This window comes from Nitrogeniibacter mangrovi, assembly GCF_010983895.1.
Lineage (GTDB): Bacteria > Pseudomonadota > Gammaproteobacteria > Burkholderiales > Rhodocyclaceae > Nitrogeniibacter > Nitrogeniibacter mangrovi.
Window position 1 is genome coordinate 3,698,592 of sequence record NZ_CP048836.1, and the last position, 18,503, is coordinate 3,717,094.

16 protein-coding genes are annotated in these 18,503 nt (G+C 68.6%); 4 read left to right on the forward strand and 12 right to left on the reverse strand.

The window, feature by feature from the left end:
* Positions 1–27: 27 nt before the first annotated feature.
* On the reverse strand, positions 28–1,260 hold the full coding sequence (locus G3580_RS17135) for an MFS transporter (protein ID WP_173767553.1): 1,233 nt from the start codon (positions 1,258–1,260) through the stop codon (positions 28–30).
* 120 nt (positions 1,261–1,380) lie between these two features.
* Positions 1,381–1,929 carry a YaeQ family protein gene (locus tag G3580_RS17140; protein WP_173767555.1) on the reverse strand — a complete coding sequence of 183 codons (549 nt, stop codon included), beginning with the start codon at positions 1,927–1,929 and terminating at the stop codon, positions 1,381–1,383.
* Positions 1,930–2,186: 257 nt separating this feature from the next.
* Here G3580_RS17140 and G3580_RS17145 point away from each other — a divergent pair, with 257 nt between their 5' ends.
* On the forward strand, positions 2,187–3,557 hold the full coding sequence (locus G3580_RS17145; protein ID WP_173767556.1) for a DEAD/DEAH box helicase: 1,371 nt from the start codon (positions 2,187–2,189) through the stop codon (positions 3,555–3,557).
* 54 nt (positions 3,558–3,611) lie between these two features.
* On the opposite strand, the gene G3580_RS17150 is transcribed toward G3580_RS17145, so the two are convergent.
* From G3580_RS17150 to G3580_RS17185, 8 genes are all read right to left on the reverse strand, one after another.
* Complete coding sequence (locus G3580_RS17150) at positions 3,612–4,052, reverse strand: MaoC family dehydratase (RefSeq protein WP_173767558.1); 441 nt, start codon at positions 4,050–4,052, stop codon at positions 3,612–3,614.
* Positions 4,053–4,131: 79 nt separating this feature from the next.
* Positions 4,132–4,410, reverse strand: coding sequence for an HU family DNA-binding protein (locus tag G3580_RS17155; RefSeq protein WP_173767560.1), 279 nt, complete (start codon positions 4,408–4,410; stop codon positions 4,132–4,134).
* 372 nt (positions 4,411–4,782) lie between these two features.
* Positions 4,783–5,916: an ABC transporter substrate-binding protein gene (locus G3580_RS17160; RefSeq protein ID WP_173767562.1), complete on the reverse strand. Its 1,134-nt coding sequence runs from the start codon at positions 5,914–5,916 to the stop codon at positions 4,783–4,785.
* A 69-nt stretch (positions 5,917–5,985) separates the two neighbouring features.
* A complete protein-coding gene (locus G3580_RS17165) occupies positions 5,986–7,929 on the reverse strand; it encodes an acyl CoA:acetate/3-ketoacid CoA transferase (RefSeq protein ID WP_173767563.1) in 1,944 nt (647 codons plus the stop codon).
* Between the two features lie 65 nt (positions 7,930–7,994).
* On the reverse strand, positions 7,995–9,386 hold the full coding sequence (locus tag G3580_RS17170) for a TRAP transporter large permease (RefSeq protein WP_173767564.1): 1,392 nt from the start codon (positions 9,384–9,386) through the stop codon (positions 7,995–7,997).
* Positions 9,387–9,388: 2 nt separating this feature from the next.
* Positions 9,389–10,012: a TRAP transporter small permease subunit gene (locus tag G3580_RS17175; RefSeq protein WP_173767565.1), complete on the reverse strand. Its 624-nt coding sequence runs from the start codon at positions 10,010–10,012 to the stop codon at positions 9,389–9,391.
* A 112-nt stretch (positions 10,013–10,124) separates the two neighbouring features.
* On the reverse strand, positions 10,125–11,195 hold the full coding sequence (locus tag G3580_RS17180; RefSeq protein WP_173767566.1) for a TRAP transporter substrate-binding protein: 1,071 nt from the start codon (positions 11,193–11,195) through the stop codon (positions 10,125–10,127).
* 324 nt (positions 11,196–11,519) lie between these two features.
* A complete protein-coding gene (locus G3580_RS17185; protein ID WP_173767567.1) occupies positions 11,520–12,947 on the reverse strand; it encodes a sigma-54 interaction domain-containing protein in 1,428 nt (475 codons plus the stop codon).
* Between the two features lie 141 nt (positions 12,948–13,088).
* Between G3580_RS17185 and paaY the strand changes: the two genes are divergently transcribed.
* A complete protein-coding gene (gene paaY, locus G3580_RS17190; RefSeq protein ID WP_173767568.1) occupies positions 13,089–13,691 on the forward strand; it encodes a phenylacetic acid degradation protein PaaY in 603 nt (200 codons plus the stop codon).
* 3 nt (positions 13,692–13,694) lie between these two features.
* On the opposite strand, the gene G3580_RS17195 is transcribed toward paaY, so the two are convergent.
* Positions 13,695–14,603, reverse strand: a complete 909-nt coding sequence (locus G3580_RS17195) for a LysR family transcriptional regulator (protein ID WP_173767569.1) — start codon at positions 14,601–14,603, stop codon at positions 13,695–13,697.
* Between the two features lie 133 nt (positions 14,604–14,736).
* Between G3580_RS17195 and G3580_RS17200 the strand changes: the two genes are divergently transcribed.
* Together G3580_RS17200 and G3580_RS17205 are read left to right on the forward strand one after the other, a co-directional pair.
* Positions 14,737–15,072: a cupin domain-containing protein gene (locus G3580_RS17200; protein ID WP_173767570.1), complete on the forward strand. Its 336-nt coding sequence runs from the start codon at positions 14,737–14,739 to the stop codon at positions 15,070–15,072.
* A 130-nt stretch (positions 15,073–15,202) separates the two neighbouring features.
* Positions 15,203–17,362, forward strand: a complete 2,160-nt coding sequence (locus G3580_RS17205; protein ID WP_173767572.1) for a malate synthase G — start codon at positions 15,203–15,205, stop codon at positions 17,360–17,362.
* Between the two features lie 258 nt (positions 17,363–17,620).
* Here G3580_RS17205 and G3580_RS17210 read toward each other — a convergent pair whose 3' ends face one another.
* Entirely contained in the window at positions 17,621–18,277 is a 657-nt protein-coding gene (locus G3580_RS17210; protein WP_217424524.1) for a methyltransferase family protein, read from the reverse strand.
* Positions 18,278–18,503: the final 226 nt, after the last annotated feature.

Here is an 18,503-nt window from a genome sequence, read left to right on the forward strand (position 1 = left end):
GTCCGCTCCGCCCGGAACTTGTGCCCGTCAGGCGGGCTGCGGCAGGCGTGACACCCGCGCCTCGCGAATCGGCAGGTTGGCGAGCGCCGCCATAGCGGCCAGGGCGATGTCCGCGTACCACATCCACTGGTAGTCGCCGAAGGCGGTCACCGCGATCCCGCCCAGCCAGGCGCCGAGGAAGCCGCCGATCTGGTGGGTGAAGATGGTCAGCCCGAACAGGGTGGACAGGTAGCGCGAGCCGAACAGCTTGCCCACCAGCCCGGCCGTGGGCGGCACCGTGGCCAGCCAGGTGAAGCCCAGCCCGGCCGCGAACAGGTAAAAGGTCAGCTCGCTCTTCGGCGCCATCAGGTAGACGGCGATGAGCACCGCCCGCGAGGCATACATCCACGCCAGCACGTGCTTGCTGCGATAGCGCTGCACGCACCAGCCGGCGTAGAGGCTGCCGAAGATGTTGGCCAGGCCGATGATCGCCAGCGTCCAGCTCGCCACGCTCGCCGGCAGGCCGCACAGGCCGATCTCGCCGGGCAGGTGGGTGACCAGGAAGGCGATGTGGAAGCCGCAGGTGAAGAAGCCGGCATGCAGGAGCAGGTAGCTGCGGTCGGCGAAGGCGTCACGCAGCGCCGCGCGCATGCCCCGGTCGGGCGGTGCGGCGTCGTCGTCCACGACCTGCGCGCGGCGCTTGGCCGGGGTCTTGAGGGCACGCGCGACGGGCAGCCCGAGCAGCATCAGGGCCGCCAGCGCGTACATGGCGCCCATCCAGCCCATCAGGGCGATGAAGCCCTGCAGCACGGGGGCGAACACGAACTGCCCGAAGGAGCCCCCCGCGTTGATGATGCCCGAGGCCATGCCGCGACGATGGGCCGGCAGGCGCGCGACCGTCGCCCCCATGAGCACGGCCATGCTGCTGGCCCCCGAGCCGGCGGCGAACAGGACCCCCAGTGTCAGCGACAGCCCCAGGCCGGTGCTGACCAGGGGCGTGAGCGCCGCCCCCGCGGCCAGCAGCAACACCCCTGTGGCCAGCGCCCGCCCCGCGCCGTAGCGGTCGGCCACCGCGCCGGACAGCGGCTGCACCAGCCCCCACACCAGCTGCGCGATCGCCAGCGCCAGGCTGATGGCGGTGATGCCCATGCCGGTGGAGGTGTTGATGGGCGAGACGAACAGGCCGAGGGACTGGCGCCCGCCCATGGAGATGGCCATCATCGCCGCGGCGAGCAGGATCATCAGCCAGTGATGCAGTTCAGGATCGTCACGTGTCGACATGGCCACTTCTCTCATCTGGCGCGGGCATCCGCCGCGATGGACCGCCGCGGATGCGATCCGTGCCGGGTACGCGCCTCAAGCCATGACGATACCGCCGAAGCCCCACCGGCGGCAGGACAATCAGTGCGCGATCGGGCGCCAGGTGTCCGGTTCCACGCTCACGCAGTCGGTGCCGGTGCTGACCATCATCGTCCCGTCCTGGACCGTGATCTGCCACTGGCAGGTGCGTGCCACGCTGGCCGCAAGCGCCTTGACCGCCGCCTCCGGAAAGGCGATCACTTCCAGCTTGCGCACCCGCAGCAGCTCCTTGCGCACCCCTTCCCACCACAGCGTGGAGGTCGATCCGCCGTAGGGATGCAGGGTCACCCGGTCGGCCCGGCCGGCGGCCTTGAGCACCCGCCGGGCCTCGGGCTGGCCGACGTCGATCCAGTGGGTGATGCGCCCGTCCAGGGTGCGCACGCACAGATCCGGCTCGTCCGGCTCGCACAGGGCGCTGCTCATGTCGATGCCCTCGCCGGCGATGCGCGCGAAGGCCAGCACCCGCGCCACCAGGCGCTCGTCGGTCTCCGACGGGTGGCGCGCCAGGGTGAGCGCGTGATCGGCGTAGTAGTGACGATCCAGATCGGCGATCTGCAACTGGAACTTGAAGACGGTGGATTTGAGCGCCATGGCTGCGTGCAATGCGGGAAAAAACGCGACATCTTACGCAGCGCGGAGCCGATCCGGCCAGCGCCGGGCAAAAAACATTCAAGCTTTCCGCCGCGTTTTCCGATAGACTGCGCAATCCCGTACGCACCGACCAATCAGCGTACCGGCCTCTTTTGATCACCCCGGGCCGCGTCACACCCGACATGGCCACTGTCCCGCCCGCCTCGATTGGTGTCGCTCGCATGAGCGGCAGGCCGTCGCTGGAGCTGAACCACACAATGCAAGTCGAAAACACCTTTGCCGCCCTCGGGCTGGCAGAACCGCTGCTGCGCGCGCTCGCCGAGAGCGGCTACAGCACCCCCACCCCGATCCAGCAGCAGGCCATTCCGGTCGTGCTCGGCGGCCGCGACCTGCTCGCCGCCGCCCAGACCGGCACCGGCAAGACCGCCGGCTTCGCGCTGCCGATCATCCAGCAGCAGATGGGCCACGACAAGCGCGCCCGCGACGGCCGCCCCCGCGTGCTCATCCTCACCCCCACCCGCGAGCTGGCCGCCCAGGTCGAGGAATCGGTGCGCACCTACGCCGCCCATGTGCCGGTGCGCTCCTTCGCCGTGTTCGGCGGGGTGAACATCAATACCCAGTCGCGCGCCCTGCGCCGACCGGTGGAAATCCTGGTGGCCACGCCGGGCCGTCTGCTCGACCATGTGAACCAGGGCACCATCAAGCTCACCGACATCGAAACCCTGGTGCTCGACGAAGCCGACCGCATGCTCGACATGGGCTTCATCCACGACATCAAGAAGATCATGGCCAAGCTGCCCGCGCAGCGGCAGAACCTGCTGTTCTCGGCCACCTTCAGCGCCGAGATCCGCAGCCTCGCCCAGGGCCTGCTCAAGGATCCGGCCAGCGTGGACGTGGCGCCGCGCAACACCACCGCCGAGCGCGTCGCCCAGTCGCTGCACATCGTCGACAAGGGCACCAAGCGCGACCTGCTGATCCATCTGGTGCGCGAGCACCAGTGGTTCCAGGTGCTGGTGTTCAGCCGCACCAAGCACGGCGCCGACCGCCTCGCCGAACAGCTGACCCGTGCCGGCATCCCGGCCCAGGCGCTGCATGGCAACAAGGCCCAGAACGCCCGCATCCGCACCCTCGACGCCTTCAAGAACGGCAAGCTGCAGGTGCTGGTGGCCACCGACATCGCCGCCCGCGGCATCGACGTGGACCAGCTGCCCATGGTGGTGAACTACGAGCTGCCCAACGTGCCCGAAGACTATGTGCACCGCATCGGCCGCACCGGCCGCGCCGGCGCCGAGGGCCGCGCCCTGTCGCTGGTGGACCCGGAGCTGGAAGCCAAGCAGCTGCGCGACATCGAGCGCCTCATCGGCCAGCGCATCGAGCGCATCGAGGTGGCCGGCTTCACCTGCGCCGAACTGGCCCAGCCGCGCGCCGGCCAGCGCCCCAACCGCAAGGCGCAGGCCCCGGCCCAGCGCCACAGCCATCGCCACCAGCGCGAGCACGGCGATCAGCCGCCGCGCCGCGCGAGCAAGCCGCATGACGGCGCACCGCGCCAGGCCGACGGCAAGTCGGGCACGCCGCCACGTCCGAACAGCCGGCGCGGCAAGCCGGCCGGCAGCAAGCCACAACGCTGACGCCAACGAAAAAGCCCGCCGACCGGCGGGCTTTTTCATGCGCCGACGCGCGACTCAGCGCTTGGGCACCATGATCTCGGCCTCGCCGGTGAGCACCACGGTGTCGCCCACGAAACACTCGGTCTTGAACAGGGCCTTGCGTTTTTCCGGCACCAGGGTCTCGAGCGTCACTCGCGCCACCACGGTGTCGCCGGCGCGCACCGGCGCCTTGAACTTGAGCGACTGGGACAGGTAGATGCAGCCGGGTCCGGGCAGGCGCGTACCGAACACGGTGGAGATGAAACTGGCCGACAGCATGCCGTGGGCGATCCGCCCCTTGAACATGGAGTCCGAGGCCAGCGCCTCGTTCAGGTGCACCGGATTGGTGTCACCCGACACGCCGGCAAACAGGATGATGTCGCTTTCCGTCACGGTACGGCCGAAGGCCGCGGTCATGCCCTCGGACAGGTCTTCGAAACGGTAGCCGTAAAACTCTTCGTACTTCTGGTCAGCCATGCAAACCTCGGATGCAGGGAGTCGGACAACAAAAAACCCGGCCGCGGCCGGGTTTTTCGAATGCGTCGCAAGCGGTGGATTACTTGCCGTTGACCGCGGACTTGAGCGTCGCGCCAGCGGAGAACTTGGGCACGCTGGAAGCCGCGATCTTGATCGAAGCGCCGGTCTGCGGGTTACGGCCGGTGCGAGCGGCACGCTTGGACACTTCGAAGGAACCGAAACCGGTGAAGGCGACCTTGCCACCCTTGGCCAGTTCTTCAGTGATGATGTCCAGCACGGCGGACACGGCACGATCGGCCTGGGCACGGGAGACGTCCATACGGTCGGCCAGCGCTTCGACGAATTCACCTTTGTTCATGTTGATCCTCGAAAGTAGGAGTGGATGGGTGTATCTCAGCGACGGATTCTAGCACCGAAAATTCGTCCGTGTGGCGCCGAATGCAAGTAACGGCGGGGTTTTCCCTGTCGATGCCGCGCATATGTCATGCGCAGGATCATGGCGGCGGGGCGCGATGTCCGCCCGTGCCGCCTGCCATGCGCGCATTGCGGCACACCGCATCGTCACGCGCGACGTCGCCAACCTGCGCCAAATTTCGCCAAACTCACCCGAACAGCAGGTATCTTTACGGCCGACATCGCGGCGGATCGCGCCATATGGTGCGACGCGCCACCCGACAGAATCCATGCCGACGTCATCGCACCAAGACCCACCACCGGAGCCGAAATGAATTCAATCGGCCCGTTGCCAGCGCCCGTCGACGATCCGGACCATCCATCCGGCGCGCTGGTCGAGGCCGACATGATCGCCCGCGCTCATGGAATACACCCCGTTGGCGCCCGCCAGCGCCCGGACCTGCTCGAGCCCGTCGCGCAAGGCCACGCGGAAGGCGGCCTCGCCCGGCCGCGCCCGCGTCAGCGCGGTGGCGGCGGCCTGCGCGAACAGGCGCCCGGCGTCCCACAGGGCCGCCCCGAACGGCCCCGCGCGCGCGCCGAGCTGATCCCGATATGCCATCCCCGCCTCGCGCAGCGGTGAGTCGGCAGGCAGTTGCATCACCACCCGCGCCGGACTGGCCGGCACGAACACCTGGTCGCAGCGCCCCGCACAGGCATCGATGAAGGCCGCGACCGCCACCGCCTGGGTCTGATAGATGGGGCCGGAGAAGCCGGCGCCGCGCAGCGCGGCGACCACATCCACGGCGGCCGAGCCGGCCGCCGCCACCATCACCGCCTCGGGGTGCGCCGCCAGGATCCGCGCGACCGCGGCGCCCAGATCGTCGCCGCCGGGATGGAAGCGGTGCTGCGACACGACATCGAGGCCGCGCACATCCGCCAGCGCGCCGAACACCGTCGCCCAGTGCGCGCCATAGCTGTCGTCGAACCCGAGAAAGCCCACCCGGCGGTGTCCGTGGTCGCGCAGGTGCGCGACGATGGCGGCCGCCATCAGCCAGTCGTCCGGCGCGGTGCGGAAGGCCCAGTGCCCGGGCGCGCCGGTGCCGACCTCGCGCAGCGGCAGCGCCGCGGGCGAGATGAGCGGCACACCCCGGGCAGCGACCAGCGGCACCAGCGCCCGGGAGGCCGCCACCGAGGTGGTGCCGAGGATCAGGTCGGCACCGGCGTCGAGCACCTCGGTGGCCACCACCACCGCCCGGGCCGGGTCGGAGGCGTCGTCGCGCACCATGTAGCGCACCGTCTCATCACCGATGCGCGCGGGCAGATGGGCCACCACCGCCTGCTGCACCCGCCCGACCGGCGCCGCCGGCCCCGACAGCGAGAGCACCACGCCGACCACGATCTGGGCGTGCGCCAGCCCCGTCACCAGGCATGCGCCCGCCGTCACCATCGCCGCCCGCATGTGTCGCCCCATCGCTCGCCTCCCGTCGCCACCCACCGTCTCGTGCAGGCCCGGAGTGTAGCGCGCGGCGGCGTGCGACGGTCAGGCCGCGGCCGGGCCGGCCACCTGTTCGAGAAAGGCCTGCGCCTGGGCGTGGGTCTCGAAGATCGGCGGCACATGCGGTTCGCACAGCAGGCGGCCCATCTTGAGCTTGAGGAAGGCGCCGGTGGTGTAGCGCGACACGTGGCGATAGCGCCGGCGCTCCAGGTCGTGCACCATCGCCGCGTAATCGGCCTCGACCTCGGGGTCGATGTCGAAGCGATCGTAGTTGACGATCACGTCCACCCGCGCCTGATGCTCCGCAAGCACCTGCTCGACGCGCTCGCGGATGGCATCCACGTCCGCGCACGTGCGCACGCGCAGCCCGTCGAAGTTGATGTAGAGCTGGCCACGCGCGGCGTCGAGGGCGAAGCGGTCCTCCAGGCGCAGATCGAACAGGCGCTCGGCGAGTCCGATCGGGCCCTCGGCGAACAGGGCCGCGTCCATGCGTGCCGGCGTGCCCACCACCGGCGTGAACGCCATGTGGGCGAGCACGTCACGCTCGAGGTCGATCCCCGGCGCCACTTCCACCAGTTCGACCCCGGCACGGGTGAGTCGAAACACCGCCCGCTCGGTCACGTACAGCACGGTCTGCCCCGAGGCCAGGGCCTGCTTGGCGCTGAAGGTGATCTGGCCGACGCGCTCGACGAACTTGGGCGCCCGTCCTTCGGAAGTGATCGCCAGCGTGCCTGCGCCGATGGCCAGCTTGAGCCCGCCGGCGGTGAAGGTGCCGGCGAACACCACCGTGCGCGCGTTCTGGCTGATGTTGATGAAGCCCCCGGCACCGGCGAGCTTGGCGCCGAAGCGGCTCACGTTCACGTTGCCCTCGGCGTCCACCTCGGCCATGCCGAGCACCGCCAGGTCGAGCCCGCCGCCGTCGTAGAAGTCGAACTGCTGGTTCTGGGCGACGACGGCGTCGGTGTTCACCGCCGCGCCGAAATCGAGCCCGCCGGCGGGCCGGCCGCCGATCACGCCGGGCTCGGCGGTGAGGGTCACGTGCTCGAGCACGCGCTCCTCGTCGGCCACCGCGGCCACCCCTTCGGGCATGCCGATGCCCAGGTTCACCACCCCGTTGATGGGCAGCTCCAGGGCGCAGCGGCGGGCGATCACCTTGCGCGCATCGAGCGCCAGCGGCGTGCCCGCGGCACGCGGCGCGCGCACCTCGCCGGAAAAGTACGGCGAATAGGCGGTGGCGAAGGTCTGCCCATGGTGCTCCGCCGGCGCCACCACCACCACGTCCACCAAGGTGGCGGGCACGATCACCTGGCGCGGATCGAGCGAGCCGGCGGCCACCACCCGTTCGACCTGGGCGATCACCAGCCCGCCGCTGTTGCGCGCCGCGCTGGCCATGGCGAAGCTGTCCAGGGTCAGGGCCTCGCGCTCCATCGACAGGTTGCCGCGCTCGTCGGCGCTGGTGGCGCGGATCAGCGCCACGTGGATCGGGAAGGCCTTGTAGAACAGGTAGTCGGTGTCGCCCAGGCGGGTGAGCGTCACCATGGCCTCGCGGCTGATGGCATTGACCCGCCCGCCTTCCACGCGCGGATCGACGAAAGTGCCCAGGCCCACCTTGCTGATGACCCCGGGGCGCCCGGCGGCGATGTCGCGGTAAAGATGCGAGATCACCCCCTGGGGCAGGTTCCAGGCCTCGATGCGCCCCTCCAGCGCCAGTCGGCCGACCTTGGGGATCAGCCCCCAGTGGCCGCCGATCACGCGCCTCAACAGACCGTCATGGCCCAGGTGGTTGAGCCCGCGCTCCTTGCCGTCGCCCTGCCCGGCGGCGAACACCAGGGTCAGGTCGCGCGGGCTGCCGGTGTCCACGAAGCGCTGCTCGAGCGCGATCAACAGGGCCTCCGGCACGCCGATGCCGACGAAGCCGGAAGTGGCGATGGTGTCACCGTCGCCGATCAGGGCGACCGCCTCCTCGGCGGTCACGATGCGGTTGCGCATGTCTATTCTCCCTCCCAAGTCATGTCGTCGGCGGGTGCGATCCGCCCGGCCAGCGGAGCCGGGCCCTACGATCCGTAGGCCACCTTCGGCAACCAGGTCGCCAGCGCCGGGAAGACATACACCAGCACCAGCCCGCCGAGCTGCAGCAGGATGAAGGGGATCACCCCCTTGTAGATGTGCGCCACCGTCACCTCCTTGGGCGCCACACCCTTGAGGTAGAACAGGGCGAAGCCCACCGGCGGGGTGAGGAAGGAGGTCTGCAGGCACACCGCCACCAGCACCACGAACCAGATCATGCGCGGCCCCACCTCGGCGGGGCCGACGTCCAGCCCGGCGATCACCGGCGCCACCAGCGGCAGCACGATCAGGGTGATCTCGATCCAGTCGAGGAAGAAGCCGAGCACGAACACCAGGAACAACACGGAGATGAGAATGCCGTCGTGCGAGAACGGCAGGCTCTTGAGCCCGTGGTGGATGAACTCCTCGCCGCCGAGCGCCTGGAACACGAAGGAAAAGGCGGTGGCGCCGACGAAGATGGCGAAGATGAAGGCGGTGGTCTTGGTGGTCTGCTCGCACACCTCGCGCAGCACGGCCCGATCGAGCTTCTTGTGCATAAGCGCCAGCAGGGTAGCGCCGCAGGCGCCCACGCCGGCCGCCTCGGTGGGCGTGGCGAACCCGGCGAAGATGGAGCCGAGCACCGCCAGGATCAGTGCCGCGGGCGGCAGCACCGCCTTGAACACCCCGCCCAGGTCCGACAGGCGCATGCGCCGGGCATCCGGCGGCAACGGGGCATGCTTGGGCGAGAACAAGCCCACCGCCATCATGTAGCCGATGTAGATCACCCCGAGCATCGCGCCGGGAATCAGCGCGCCCATGAACAGCCCGCCGGCATCCACGCCGGGGGTGCGGTCCGCCATCAGCACCAGCATGATCGAGGGCGGGATGAGAATGCCCAGCGTGCCCACCGCGCTCACCGTGCCGGCGGCGAAGCTCGGGCTGTAGCCGGTGCGCAGCATGATCGGCATGCCGAGCAGCGCCAGCAGCACCACCGAGGCGCCGATGATGCCGGTGGACGCGGCCAGCAGCAGGCCGATGGCCGCCACCGTCACCGCCAGCCCGCCCGGAGCGCGGCCGAGCACCTTGACGAAGTTTTCCATCAGTTCGGCGGCGATGCCGGAGCGGTCGAGCATCAGCCCCATGAAGACGAACATGGGCAAGGCCACCAGCACCCAGTTCTGCATGATGGTCCAGATGCGCGAGGTCACCGCCGCCAGATCGCTGAAGGCGACGCTGTAGAAGCCGTCGGCGAGCCGTTCGGGAAAGATGTAGGCGGCCACGGTCACCGTGACCAGGGCCACGCCGCCGAGCACCCAGGCGACCGGAAAGCCCGAGAACAGCAAGACGATGAAGGCGGCGAACATGCCGATGCAGAGAATTTCGTAGAACTCGAGTGCCATGATCAGGCCTCCGTCTTTTTCGCCACGGGGACACGGCCGAGGAACAGCAGCGCCACGATGCGCGTGAGCCGCGCGCACGCGGCCACCCCGAGCAGCCCGATGCCCGCCACCAGCGCGCTCTTGATGATCCAGCGATAGGGCAGGCCGGCCGGCGAGCTGGAACGCTCGGCGGTGGCGAACGAATCGGCCACGAAGGGCACCCCGTACCACATCAGCATCGCCACGAAGGGCAGCAACAGGCAGACGATGCCGACGAGATCGATCCAGGCCTTGGTGCGCAGGGTGAAGCCGCCGTAGAACAGGTCCACGCGCACATGGTCGTCGGTGGCCAGGGTCACCGAGAGGCCGAGCATGAACAGGGCGGCGTAGATGTGCCACTGGATCTCCTCGAACTCCACCCGGCCCTCGCCGAACAGGTTCTTCATCACCACGTTGATGACGATCACCGCCATCAGGGCGATCCATGCCCACGAGATCGAACGCCCCAGGCGCGCCAGGGCGCCGTCGACGACACGCGAGAAGGCGGTCTCGGGCAGCTCGGCATGGTGGATGAGAAAGTGCAGGTCGTCCGGATGGTCGTGCGAGATCGCACGCCCCTCGGCCGCCTCGAATTCGCGGTCGCTCATGGCGTCTCCCTTGCGATGGTGTGGTCGTGGATCGGCCGGATGAATCCGGCCCTACGGCGGTCGAATCAAACCGTAGGGCGGGATTCATCCCGCCACATGCCACGGCAGGCGCTTACTGCTTCTCGTCGTTGAAGTCGCGCGGCAGGTAGGCCAGGCCCTTCCAGGTCTGGTAGCTCTTGGAGAAGGCCTCCTGCGAGTCATAGACGCGCTTGAAGTCGGCGTCCTTGGCGGACTGCTCGGCCATCACCTCGTCGGTGAGCTTCTTGAGCGCATGGAGCATCTTGGTGGGCACCTTCTCGGTCTTGACGCCCTTGGCCTCGAAGCCGCGGATCACGTCGCCCTGGATCGCCTCGCCCTTGGACAGGTTGCGCATCACCCCGGCGGTGCAGGCGGTGTCGAACAGCGCGCGACTGGACGGCTGCAGCGCATCCCACACCTGCTTGTTGATGATCAGGTGGAAGGCGGTGTAGGTCTGGTGCCAGCCGGGGAAATAGTTGTACTTGGCGACCTTGTCGAAGCCCAGCTTCTGATCCACCGCCGGCATCGCGAACTCGGTGGCGTCGATGGCGCCCTTCTCCAGCGCCTGGAAGATCTCCGAGCCCGGCAGCAGGGTCACGGAGGCGCCGGCCTTCTGCATCACCTGCCCGCCGAGCCCGGCGAAGCGGATCTTGAGCCCCTTGAGATCGTCCATGGTCTTGATCTCCTTGCGGAACCAGCCGGCCGTCTCGGGCCCGGTGATGCCGCACAGGATCGGGTGGATGTTGCGCTTGCCATAGACGTCCTCGGCCAACGCCTTGCCGCCGCCGTTGTACCACCAGGCGGTGTATTCCCACGGCTCCATGCCGAAGGGGCGGGCCGAAAACAGCGGCGCAGAGGGAATCTTGCCGGCATCGTAGCCCAGCCAGGTGTAGCCCGCGTCGATGGTCTTGTCGCGCACCGCGTCGGACAACTCCAGCGGCGGCACCAGGTTGCCCGGCTCGAAGATCTTGAACTGGATCTGGCCGTCGGAGGCCGTCTTGAGCATGTCGGCCACCATCTGCACGTTGTCGCCCAGCGCGGGCAGGTGGGACGGGAAGGCGTTGGGCACCTTCCAGCGCAGCTTGTCGGCCGCATGCACGGCGCCGGCGGCGAGCATCAGGCCGGCGAGCAGGACCAGCGAACGGGGCGTGTTGCGTTGAGTCATCGGATCTTCCTCCTGTGGGTCACGGAAAGACCACCGAAGCGAAGCATCCCGGACGCACGCGTCCGCCCCTCCTCCGGCCTGTCTTTGTTGTGCAGCCGGCGCAGGCAAGTGCGCCGGTCTGGTGCCGTGTTCATTGCAGGGGGCGTGCCAGATCCTTAAGCAATTGAATGCATGGAGAAAAATATTTTATGGTCGCGCCGGCCAATCCACGGACCCGCACACGCCGAACGGCCGCGCCGCGCCGGCGATCCGCGCGGGACGCGGGATGGGGAGCAATTCCGGAAAGCCGGACAGGCGTCCGGCCCTGACGACACGCCAGCGGCGTCAGGCCGGGTCGCCGAAGGCCTTGAGCTTGGCGTAGAGCTGCGAGCGCGACACCCCCAGCAGGCGCGCGGCGCGCGACTTGTCGCCCCCGGCGCGCGCCAGGGCGGCGCGGATCGCCGCGGCCTCGGCCTGGGCGACCGCGTCGGCGAGGCGCAGGGGCTCGCCGGCCGCCTCGGCCCCGGACGCGGCGTCGGCCTCGCCGGAGGTACCCATCACGCGCCGGATCGCCGCCGCGTCCAGCGCCTCGCACTCGGCCAGCGCAGTGGCCCGCTCGAGCACGTTACGCAGCTCGCGCACGTTGCCCGGCCAGGGATGGGCGAGCAGCACATCGAGACCGGAGTCGGTCAGGTACCAGCCGCCGAAACCGGGCTCCTTGGGGATGTCGTCGAGGATGCGCTCGGCGATCACCGGGATGTCCTCGGGGCGCTCGCGCAGGGCCGGCACGAACAGGGGCAGCACCGCGAGCCGGTAATACAGGTCGGCGCGGAAGGCCCCCGCCTCAACCTTGGCCTCCAGGTTCTGGCTGGTGGCCGCGACGATGCGCACGTTCACATGCTTGACCGTGTTCGAGCCGAGCGCCTCGAATTCGCCCTCCTGGAGCACGCGCAGGAACTTGGCCTGGATCGCCGCCGGCATGTCGCCGATCTCGTCGAGGAACAGGGTGCCACCGTCGGCGAGCTCGAACTTGCCCGGTCGCGCGCGCCGCTCGGCCCCGGTGAAGGCCCCCGGCGCCACGCCGAAGAACTCCGACTCGAGCAGGGTCTCGGGCACCGCCGCCATGTTGACCGCCACGAAGGGGCCGCTGGCGCGCGCCGAGGCCAGGTGCAGGGCATGGGCCAGCAGCTCCTTGCCGACGCCGGTCTCCCCCTGCACCAGCACCGCGCCCTCGCGCAGCGCGAACCGGCGCGCGGTGCTCTTGAGTTCGACGATGGCCGGGCTCACGCCGATGAAACTCGACAGCGAATAGCGCGCCCCGCGCGCCCGCGCCAGCTCGGCGTTGGCCTGATCGAGCTTGACCTGCAGGCTCTGGAAACGGTCGAGGATGGGTTTGAGGTAGTCGACCCGGTCGTAGAACACGAAGCCCATCGCCCCCTCGACCTCGCCGGCGGCATTCTTCAGCGGCACCCGGCAGACCACGAAATGCTGCTCACCGAAGTTGAGCAGATCGAGCAGGATCGGGCGCCCGGTCTCCACCACCTGGCGCATACGGCTCTCGGGGATGATCTCTTCCACCGGCCGGCCGATCGCGGCGTCCGCGTCCTCGATACCGAGCAGCCGGCAATAGGGTTCGCTGATCCAGGTGATGCGCGCCTCGCGGTCCACCGACAGCGTCCCCTCGCTGATCTCGCCGAACAGACGCAGGGCCTCGCCGAGCCGCGCCGAGGCATCGTCGCGATTGAGCGGCACCACCCGGGCTTGTTCCCGCATGCTTGTCTCCTCGTTCTTGTCCCGCCATGGTACGCCCTCGCCCGCACGGCGAAAACGGGGGCGGCACGCCCGGCGCAGGCCATCGTATCCTGTCCCTGTTCGCCACTTCCCGGAGCCGCGCTCCGGCCGCAGGAATGCACCATGCCTTGCTATGAAATCGACGGCCTCCGCCCCGTCATCGACCCCGACGCCTACGTCCATCCCGACGCCGTGCTCATCGGCGACGTCATCGTCGGCCCGCGTTGTTACGTGGCCCCGCTCGCCTCCCTGCGCGGCGACTTCGGCCGCATCGTGCTCGAGGCCGGCTCGAACCTGCAGGACGGTTGCGTCATGCACGGCTATCCCGGCGCCGACACGGTGGTGGAAGAAGACGGGCACATCGGCCATGGCGCGGTGCTGCACAGCTGCCGCGTGGGGCGCAACGCGCTGGTGGGCATGAACGCGGTGATCATGGACAACGCCGTCATCGGCGAAGCGGCCTTCGTGGCCGCCTGCGCCTTCGTCAAGGCCGGCATGCAGGTGCCGGCCCGACATCTGGTCGCCGGCATGCCGGCCAAGGTGGTGCGCGAACTGAGCGACGACGAGATCGCCTGGAAAGAAGACGGCACCCGCATCTACCAGCAACTGACCGGGCGCTGCCTGACCAGCCTGCGCGCTTGCACGCCGCTGACCGCCATGGAACCGGGTCGCCGCCGGCTCGAATTCGAGGGCGTGATGTCCCTCGACGACTTCAAGAAGAGCTGAGGCTCAGGCCCGCTCCCAGTAGCCCGGCTGGTTGTAGATCTCGCGCAGGTAATCGACGAAGCAGCGGATCTTGGCCGGCAGGTAGCGCTGCTGCGGATACACCACCTGGATCGGATAGCTGGAGACGGCGAACGCGTCGAGCACGGTCATGAGCGTGCCGCGGGTCAGCTCCGGCTGGATCTCCCAGGTCGAACGCCAGGCGATGCCCAGCCCCTGGCGCACCCACTCGAACAGGGACTCGCCGTCGTTGCAGGCCATGTCGCCGTCCACCCGCACCGAGAAGCGCTTGCCTTCGCGCGCGAAGGCCCAGCCGCGCTGCTGGCCGCCCTGCGGATTGAAGGCCAGGCAGTTGTGCCCGGCGAGCTCCTCGGGCTGCTGCGGAATGCCGTGCCGTTCGAAATACGCCGGCGTGCCGCACACCACCCGATGGTTGGGATAGAGGGGCACCGCCACGTAGTCCGGGTCCACCACCTCGCCGATGCGGATCGCCATGTCGTAGCCCTCGCGCACCAGATCCACCACGCTGTCGGTGAAGTTGAAGGACAGCTTCAGGTCCGGGTACTGCATCTTGAAGGCCGGCGCATGGGGGCCCACGTGGCGGCGGCCGAACCCGGCCGGCGCGGTCACCACCAGATGGCCGCGCACATCATGACGCCCGGCGCTGACGCTGGCCTCCGCCGCCTCGAAATCCTTGAGCAGCTGGCGGCACTGCTCGAGGAATTCCGCCCCCAGCTCGGTGAGCGTGAGCCCGCGCGTGGACCGGTGCATGAGGCGCACGCCCAGGCGACGCTCGAGCGCGTCGAGGCGCCGCCCCATGACCACCGGGGTCACCCCCTCCACCGTCGAGGCGGCGGCAAAGCTGCCCTTCTCGGCCGTCAATACGAAACTTCTGATCTCGGTATACCGATCCATGGACGCCCTCCCGGCCTTCCACTCGATACGAAAAGTATCGATAGAAACGACTCTAGCAGGAATTCCCAAGGCCGGTGCAAACGTCTATGCTTCGATGGCCTGATCACGCGAATCGCCCAAGGAGCGCCCGGGCATGCACGAGTTCAAACGCGGCTCACTGACCGATCCGCTGCCCGCCGCGGCGGCCGACGAGCACGTGACGCCCCTGATGCACGCCGGCGGCGCCCGCATCGAGCGCATCGTCTCGCACGGACAGGCCAGCCCGCCCGGGTTCTGGTACGACCAGGACCGCGACGAATGGGTGCTGGTGGTCTCCGGCCGGGGCGTGCTCGCCTTTGCCGACGGACGCCGCGAGACGCTGGAGCCGGGCGACTGGATTTGCTTGCCGGCCGGGTGCCGGCACCGGGTGGAGGAGACACACTCACCCACGGTGTGGCTGGCGGTGCATCTGCCGCGAGCCGATACGTGAGCGAGTGAACCATAAGACTCGACAAGCGAGCACACCCAGGACGCGAGCCGGCGTTTCGACCGGCAGCGTCTAGAATTCACAGTTCCGTCCGGCGCCCTGCGCCGGCCCATCTTTTTCGAGGTTGAACGCCATGACCGAACGTACCCAGATCGGTGGCCTGCAGGTCGCCAACGAACTGAAGTCCCTGCTTGAAAACGATATCCTGCCGGGCACCGGCGTCACCGCCGAGCAGTTCTGGTCCGGCCTCGATGCCATCGTCAGCGACCTGGCGCCGAAGAACGCCGCCCTGCTCGCCAAGCGCGACGAACTGCAATCCAAGCTGGACGCCTGGCACAAGGCCAACGGCAAGGGCGAGTTCGGCGCCTACAAGGCCTTCCTCGAAGAGATCGGCTACCTGGTGCCGGTCGGCCCCGACTTCCAGATCGAGACCGCCAACGTCGAACCCGAGATCGCCGTCCAGGCCGGCCCGCAGCTGGTGGTGCCGGTCATGAACGCCCGCTTCGCGCTCAACGCCGCCAACGCTCGCTGGGGCAGCCTCTATGACGCCCTCTACGGCACCGACGTGCTGCCGGAGACCGGCGGCGCCGAGAAGGGCAGCAGCTTCAACCCGGTGCGCGGCGCCAAGGTCGTGGCCTACGCCCGCGACTTCCTCGACGACGCCGCCACCCTGAGCGACGCCTCCCACAGCGACGCCATCCGCTACAGCGTGCACGACGGCAAGCTCGTCGTGGCGCTCAAGGACGGCAGCACCACCGGCCTGGCCGACGACGCCCAGTTCGCCGGCTACCAGGGCGACGCCGCCAACCCCACCGCGGTGCTGCTGCAACAGCACGGCCTGCACTTCGAGATCCAGTTCGACCGCAACCACCCCATCGGCAAGGATGACGCCGCCGGCATCAAGGACGTGCTCGTCGAGGCCGCGCTGACCACCATCATGGACTGCGAGGACTCCGTGGCCGCCGTGGACGCCGAAGACAAGGCGCTGGCCTACGGCAACTGGCTGGGCCTCATGAAGGGCACCCTGACCGAGTCCGTGAGCAAGGGCGGCAAGACATTCACCCGCGCCATGAACCCCGACCGCGAGTACACCGCGCCGGCCGGCGGCACCCTGACCCTCAAGGGCCGCTCCATGCTGTTCGTGCGCAACGTGGGCCACCTGATGACCAACCCGGCCATCCTCTGGGGCGAAGGCAAGGAAATCCCCGAAGGCATCATGGACGCCATGTTCACCGCCTGCGCCGCCATCCACGACCTGAAGGGCAACGGCGCCTTCCGCAACTCCACCACCGGCAGCATCAACATCGTCAAGCCGAAGATGCACGGCCCGGAAGAAGTCGCCTTCACCGTCGAACTGTTCGGCCGCGTCGAAGAGGCCCTCGGCCTGCCGAAGAACACCATGAAGGTCGGCATCATGGACGAGGAGCGCCGCACCTCGGTGAACCTCAAGGAATGCATCCGCGCCGCCAAGGAGCGCGTCGTGTTCATCAACACCGGCTTCCTCGATCGCACCGGTGACGAGATCCACACCAGCATGGAGGCCGGCCCGTTCGCGCCCAAGGCCAAGCTCAAGACCATGAAGTGGATCCTCACCTACGAGGACCAGAACGTGGACGTGGGTCTGGCCTGCGGCCTGTCCGGCCGTGCCCAGATCGGCAAGGGCATGTGGCCCGTGCCCGACAACATGGCCGACATGATGGCCGCCAAGATCGGCCATCCCAAGTCCGGCGCCAACACCGCCTGGGTGCCCTCGCCCACCGCCGCCACCCTGCACGCCCTGCACTACCACATGGTCAACGTGTTCGAACTGCAGAAGGAGATCAAGGATCGCACCCCGGCCAACGTGGACGACATCCTCGACATCCCGCTGCTGGGCGACCAGCAACTGACGGCCGACGAGATCCAGCGCGAGCTCGACAACAACGCCCAGGGCATCCTCGGCTACGTGGTGCGCTGGGTCGACCAGGGCGTCGGCTGCTCCAAGGTGCCCGACATCAACGACGTCGGCCTCATGGAAGACCGCGCCACCCTGCGCATCTCCAGCCAGCACATCGCCAACTGGCTGCACCACGGCATCTGCTCCGCCGAACAGGTGCTGGAGACCATGAAGCGCATGGCCAAGGTGGTGGACGGCCAGAACGCGGGTGACCCCGCCTACACGCCGATGGCGCCGGCCTTCGACGGCATCGCCTTCCAGGCCGCCTGCGACCTGGTGTTCAAGGGTCGCGAGCAGCCCTCCGGCTACACCGAGCCGCTGCTGCACGCCCACCGCCTGACGGTGAAGGCGCAGTAAGCCAAAACCGGGCGCAAACAGAAACGCCAGCCGGCGGTGCCGTGCTGGCGTTTTTTTTGACGGGTGCGCGTTCGCAAACGACGCTTGACGCCCGGAGCGCTCGGTCGATGCCGGGTGACCACACCGTGACCACCGAGCCGTAGCGACCACCCTACAGCTCCGGAACAGCAGGCGGTGCTTGCGCACCGACACGCCTTCCTGCCCATCGGCGAACAACCGTCGCCCATTCGCCGAGAAGAACCGCCACACTGAGGCTCGTCAGTAGATACCCGGAAGCAACCGGTAGCGCACGCGCCGCGCATAGTCTCGATAGCCCGGCAATTCGTCCAGCAGGGTCCGATCTTCCAGTGCGGTCCTGAGCACCGCGATGATGAACGCCACCGCCACCGGAACCAGTGTCCACACCGAGCTCAAGGCCAGCACGATGCCCAGCAGTGCCAGGATGTTGCCCGCATAGCCCGGATGCCGCACGAGCCGATAGGGGCCACTGTCACACACCACATGACCCCGATCCGTCTGAATACGCACCACGCTGGAGAAGAAGCGGTTCTCGGCCAATGCCCAGGCGGCATAGGCGTAGCCGAGTGAAACCAGGACGAAGCCAAGCATGATGAGCCCGTGGGGGAAGACGGACGACCAGCCAAGGCGATGATCCAGCCCGGCCACAATGACCACGGGGAAACCGACACTCAGCGCCATCAGCGGCGCCAGCACTTTGTCCCAGGCTTTCGCGTTTTGAAACGTCTCCGTAGCTTGCCGCTCTGCCAGCAGGCCGGGATGCCGCCGCTCCGCCCACACGCGCCCGCCGATGCCCGCGGCGACGATCAGCAGGGAATAGCCCCACGCCTGCCACCAACCGAGATCGCCTCCGCACAGCAGCAGAACCAGCGGGATGAGGAGATAGGCCGCGGCCACACGGATCCACTGCCGAGCAGATGCCGTTCGCGTCGCGTTCCGACCCTCCGTGGAAGATGTCATGCCCTGGCCTCAACCCCCATGACGTTCAATGAACGCCCACGGCATCAGCGTAGCCGACGACGACCGGCACCGCAGGCTGGCGGTCGACTGGCGCGCAGTGTCGTGCGGACGCGGACCCATTCGCCAGGCGCCGATGGCGATTCAACGCCGATCCACGCTCGGC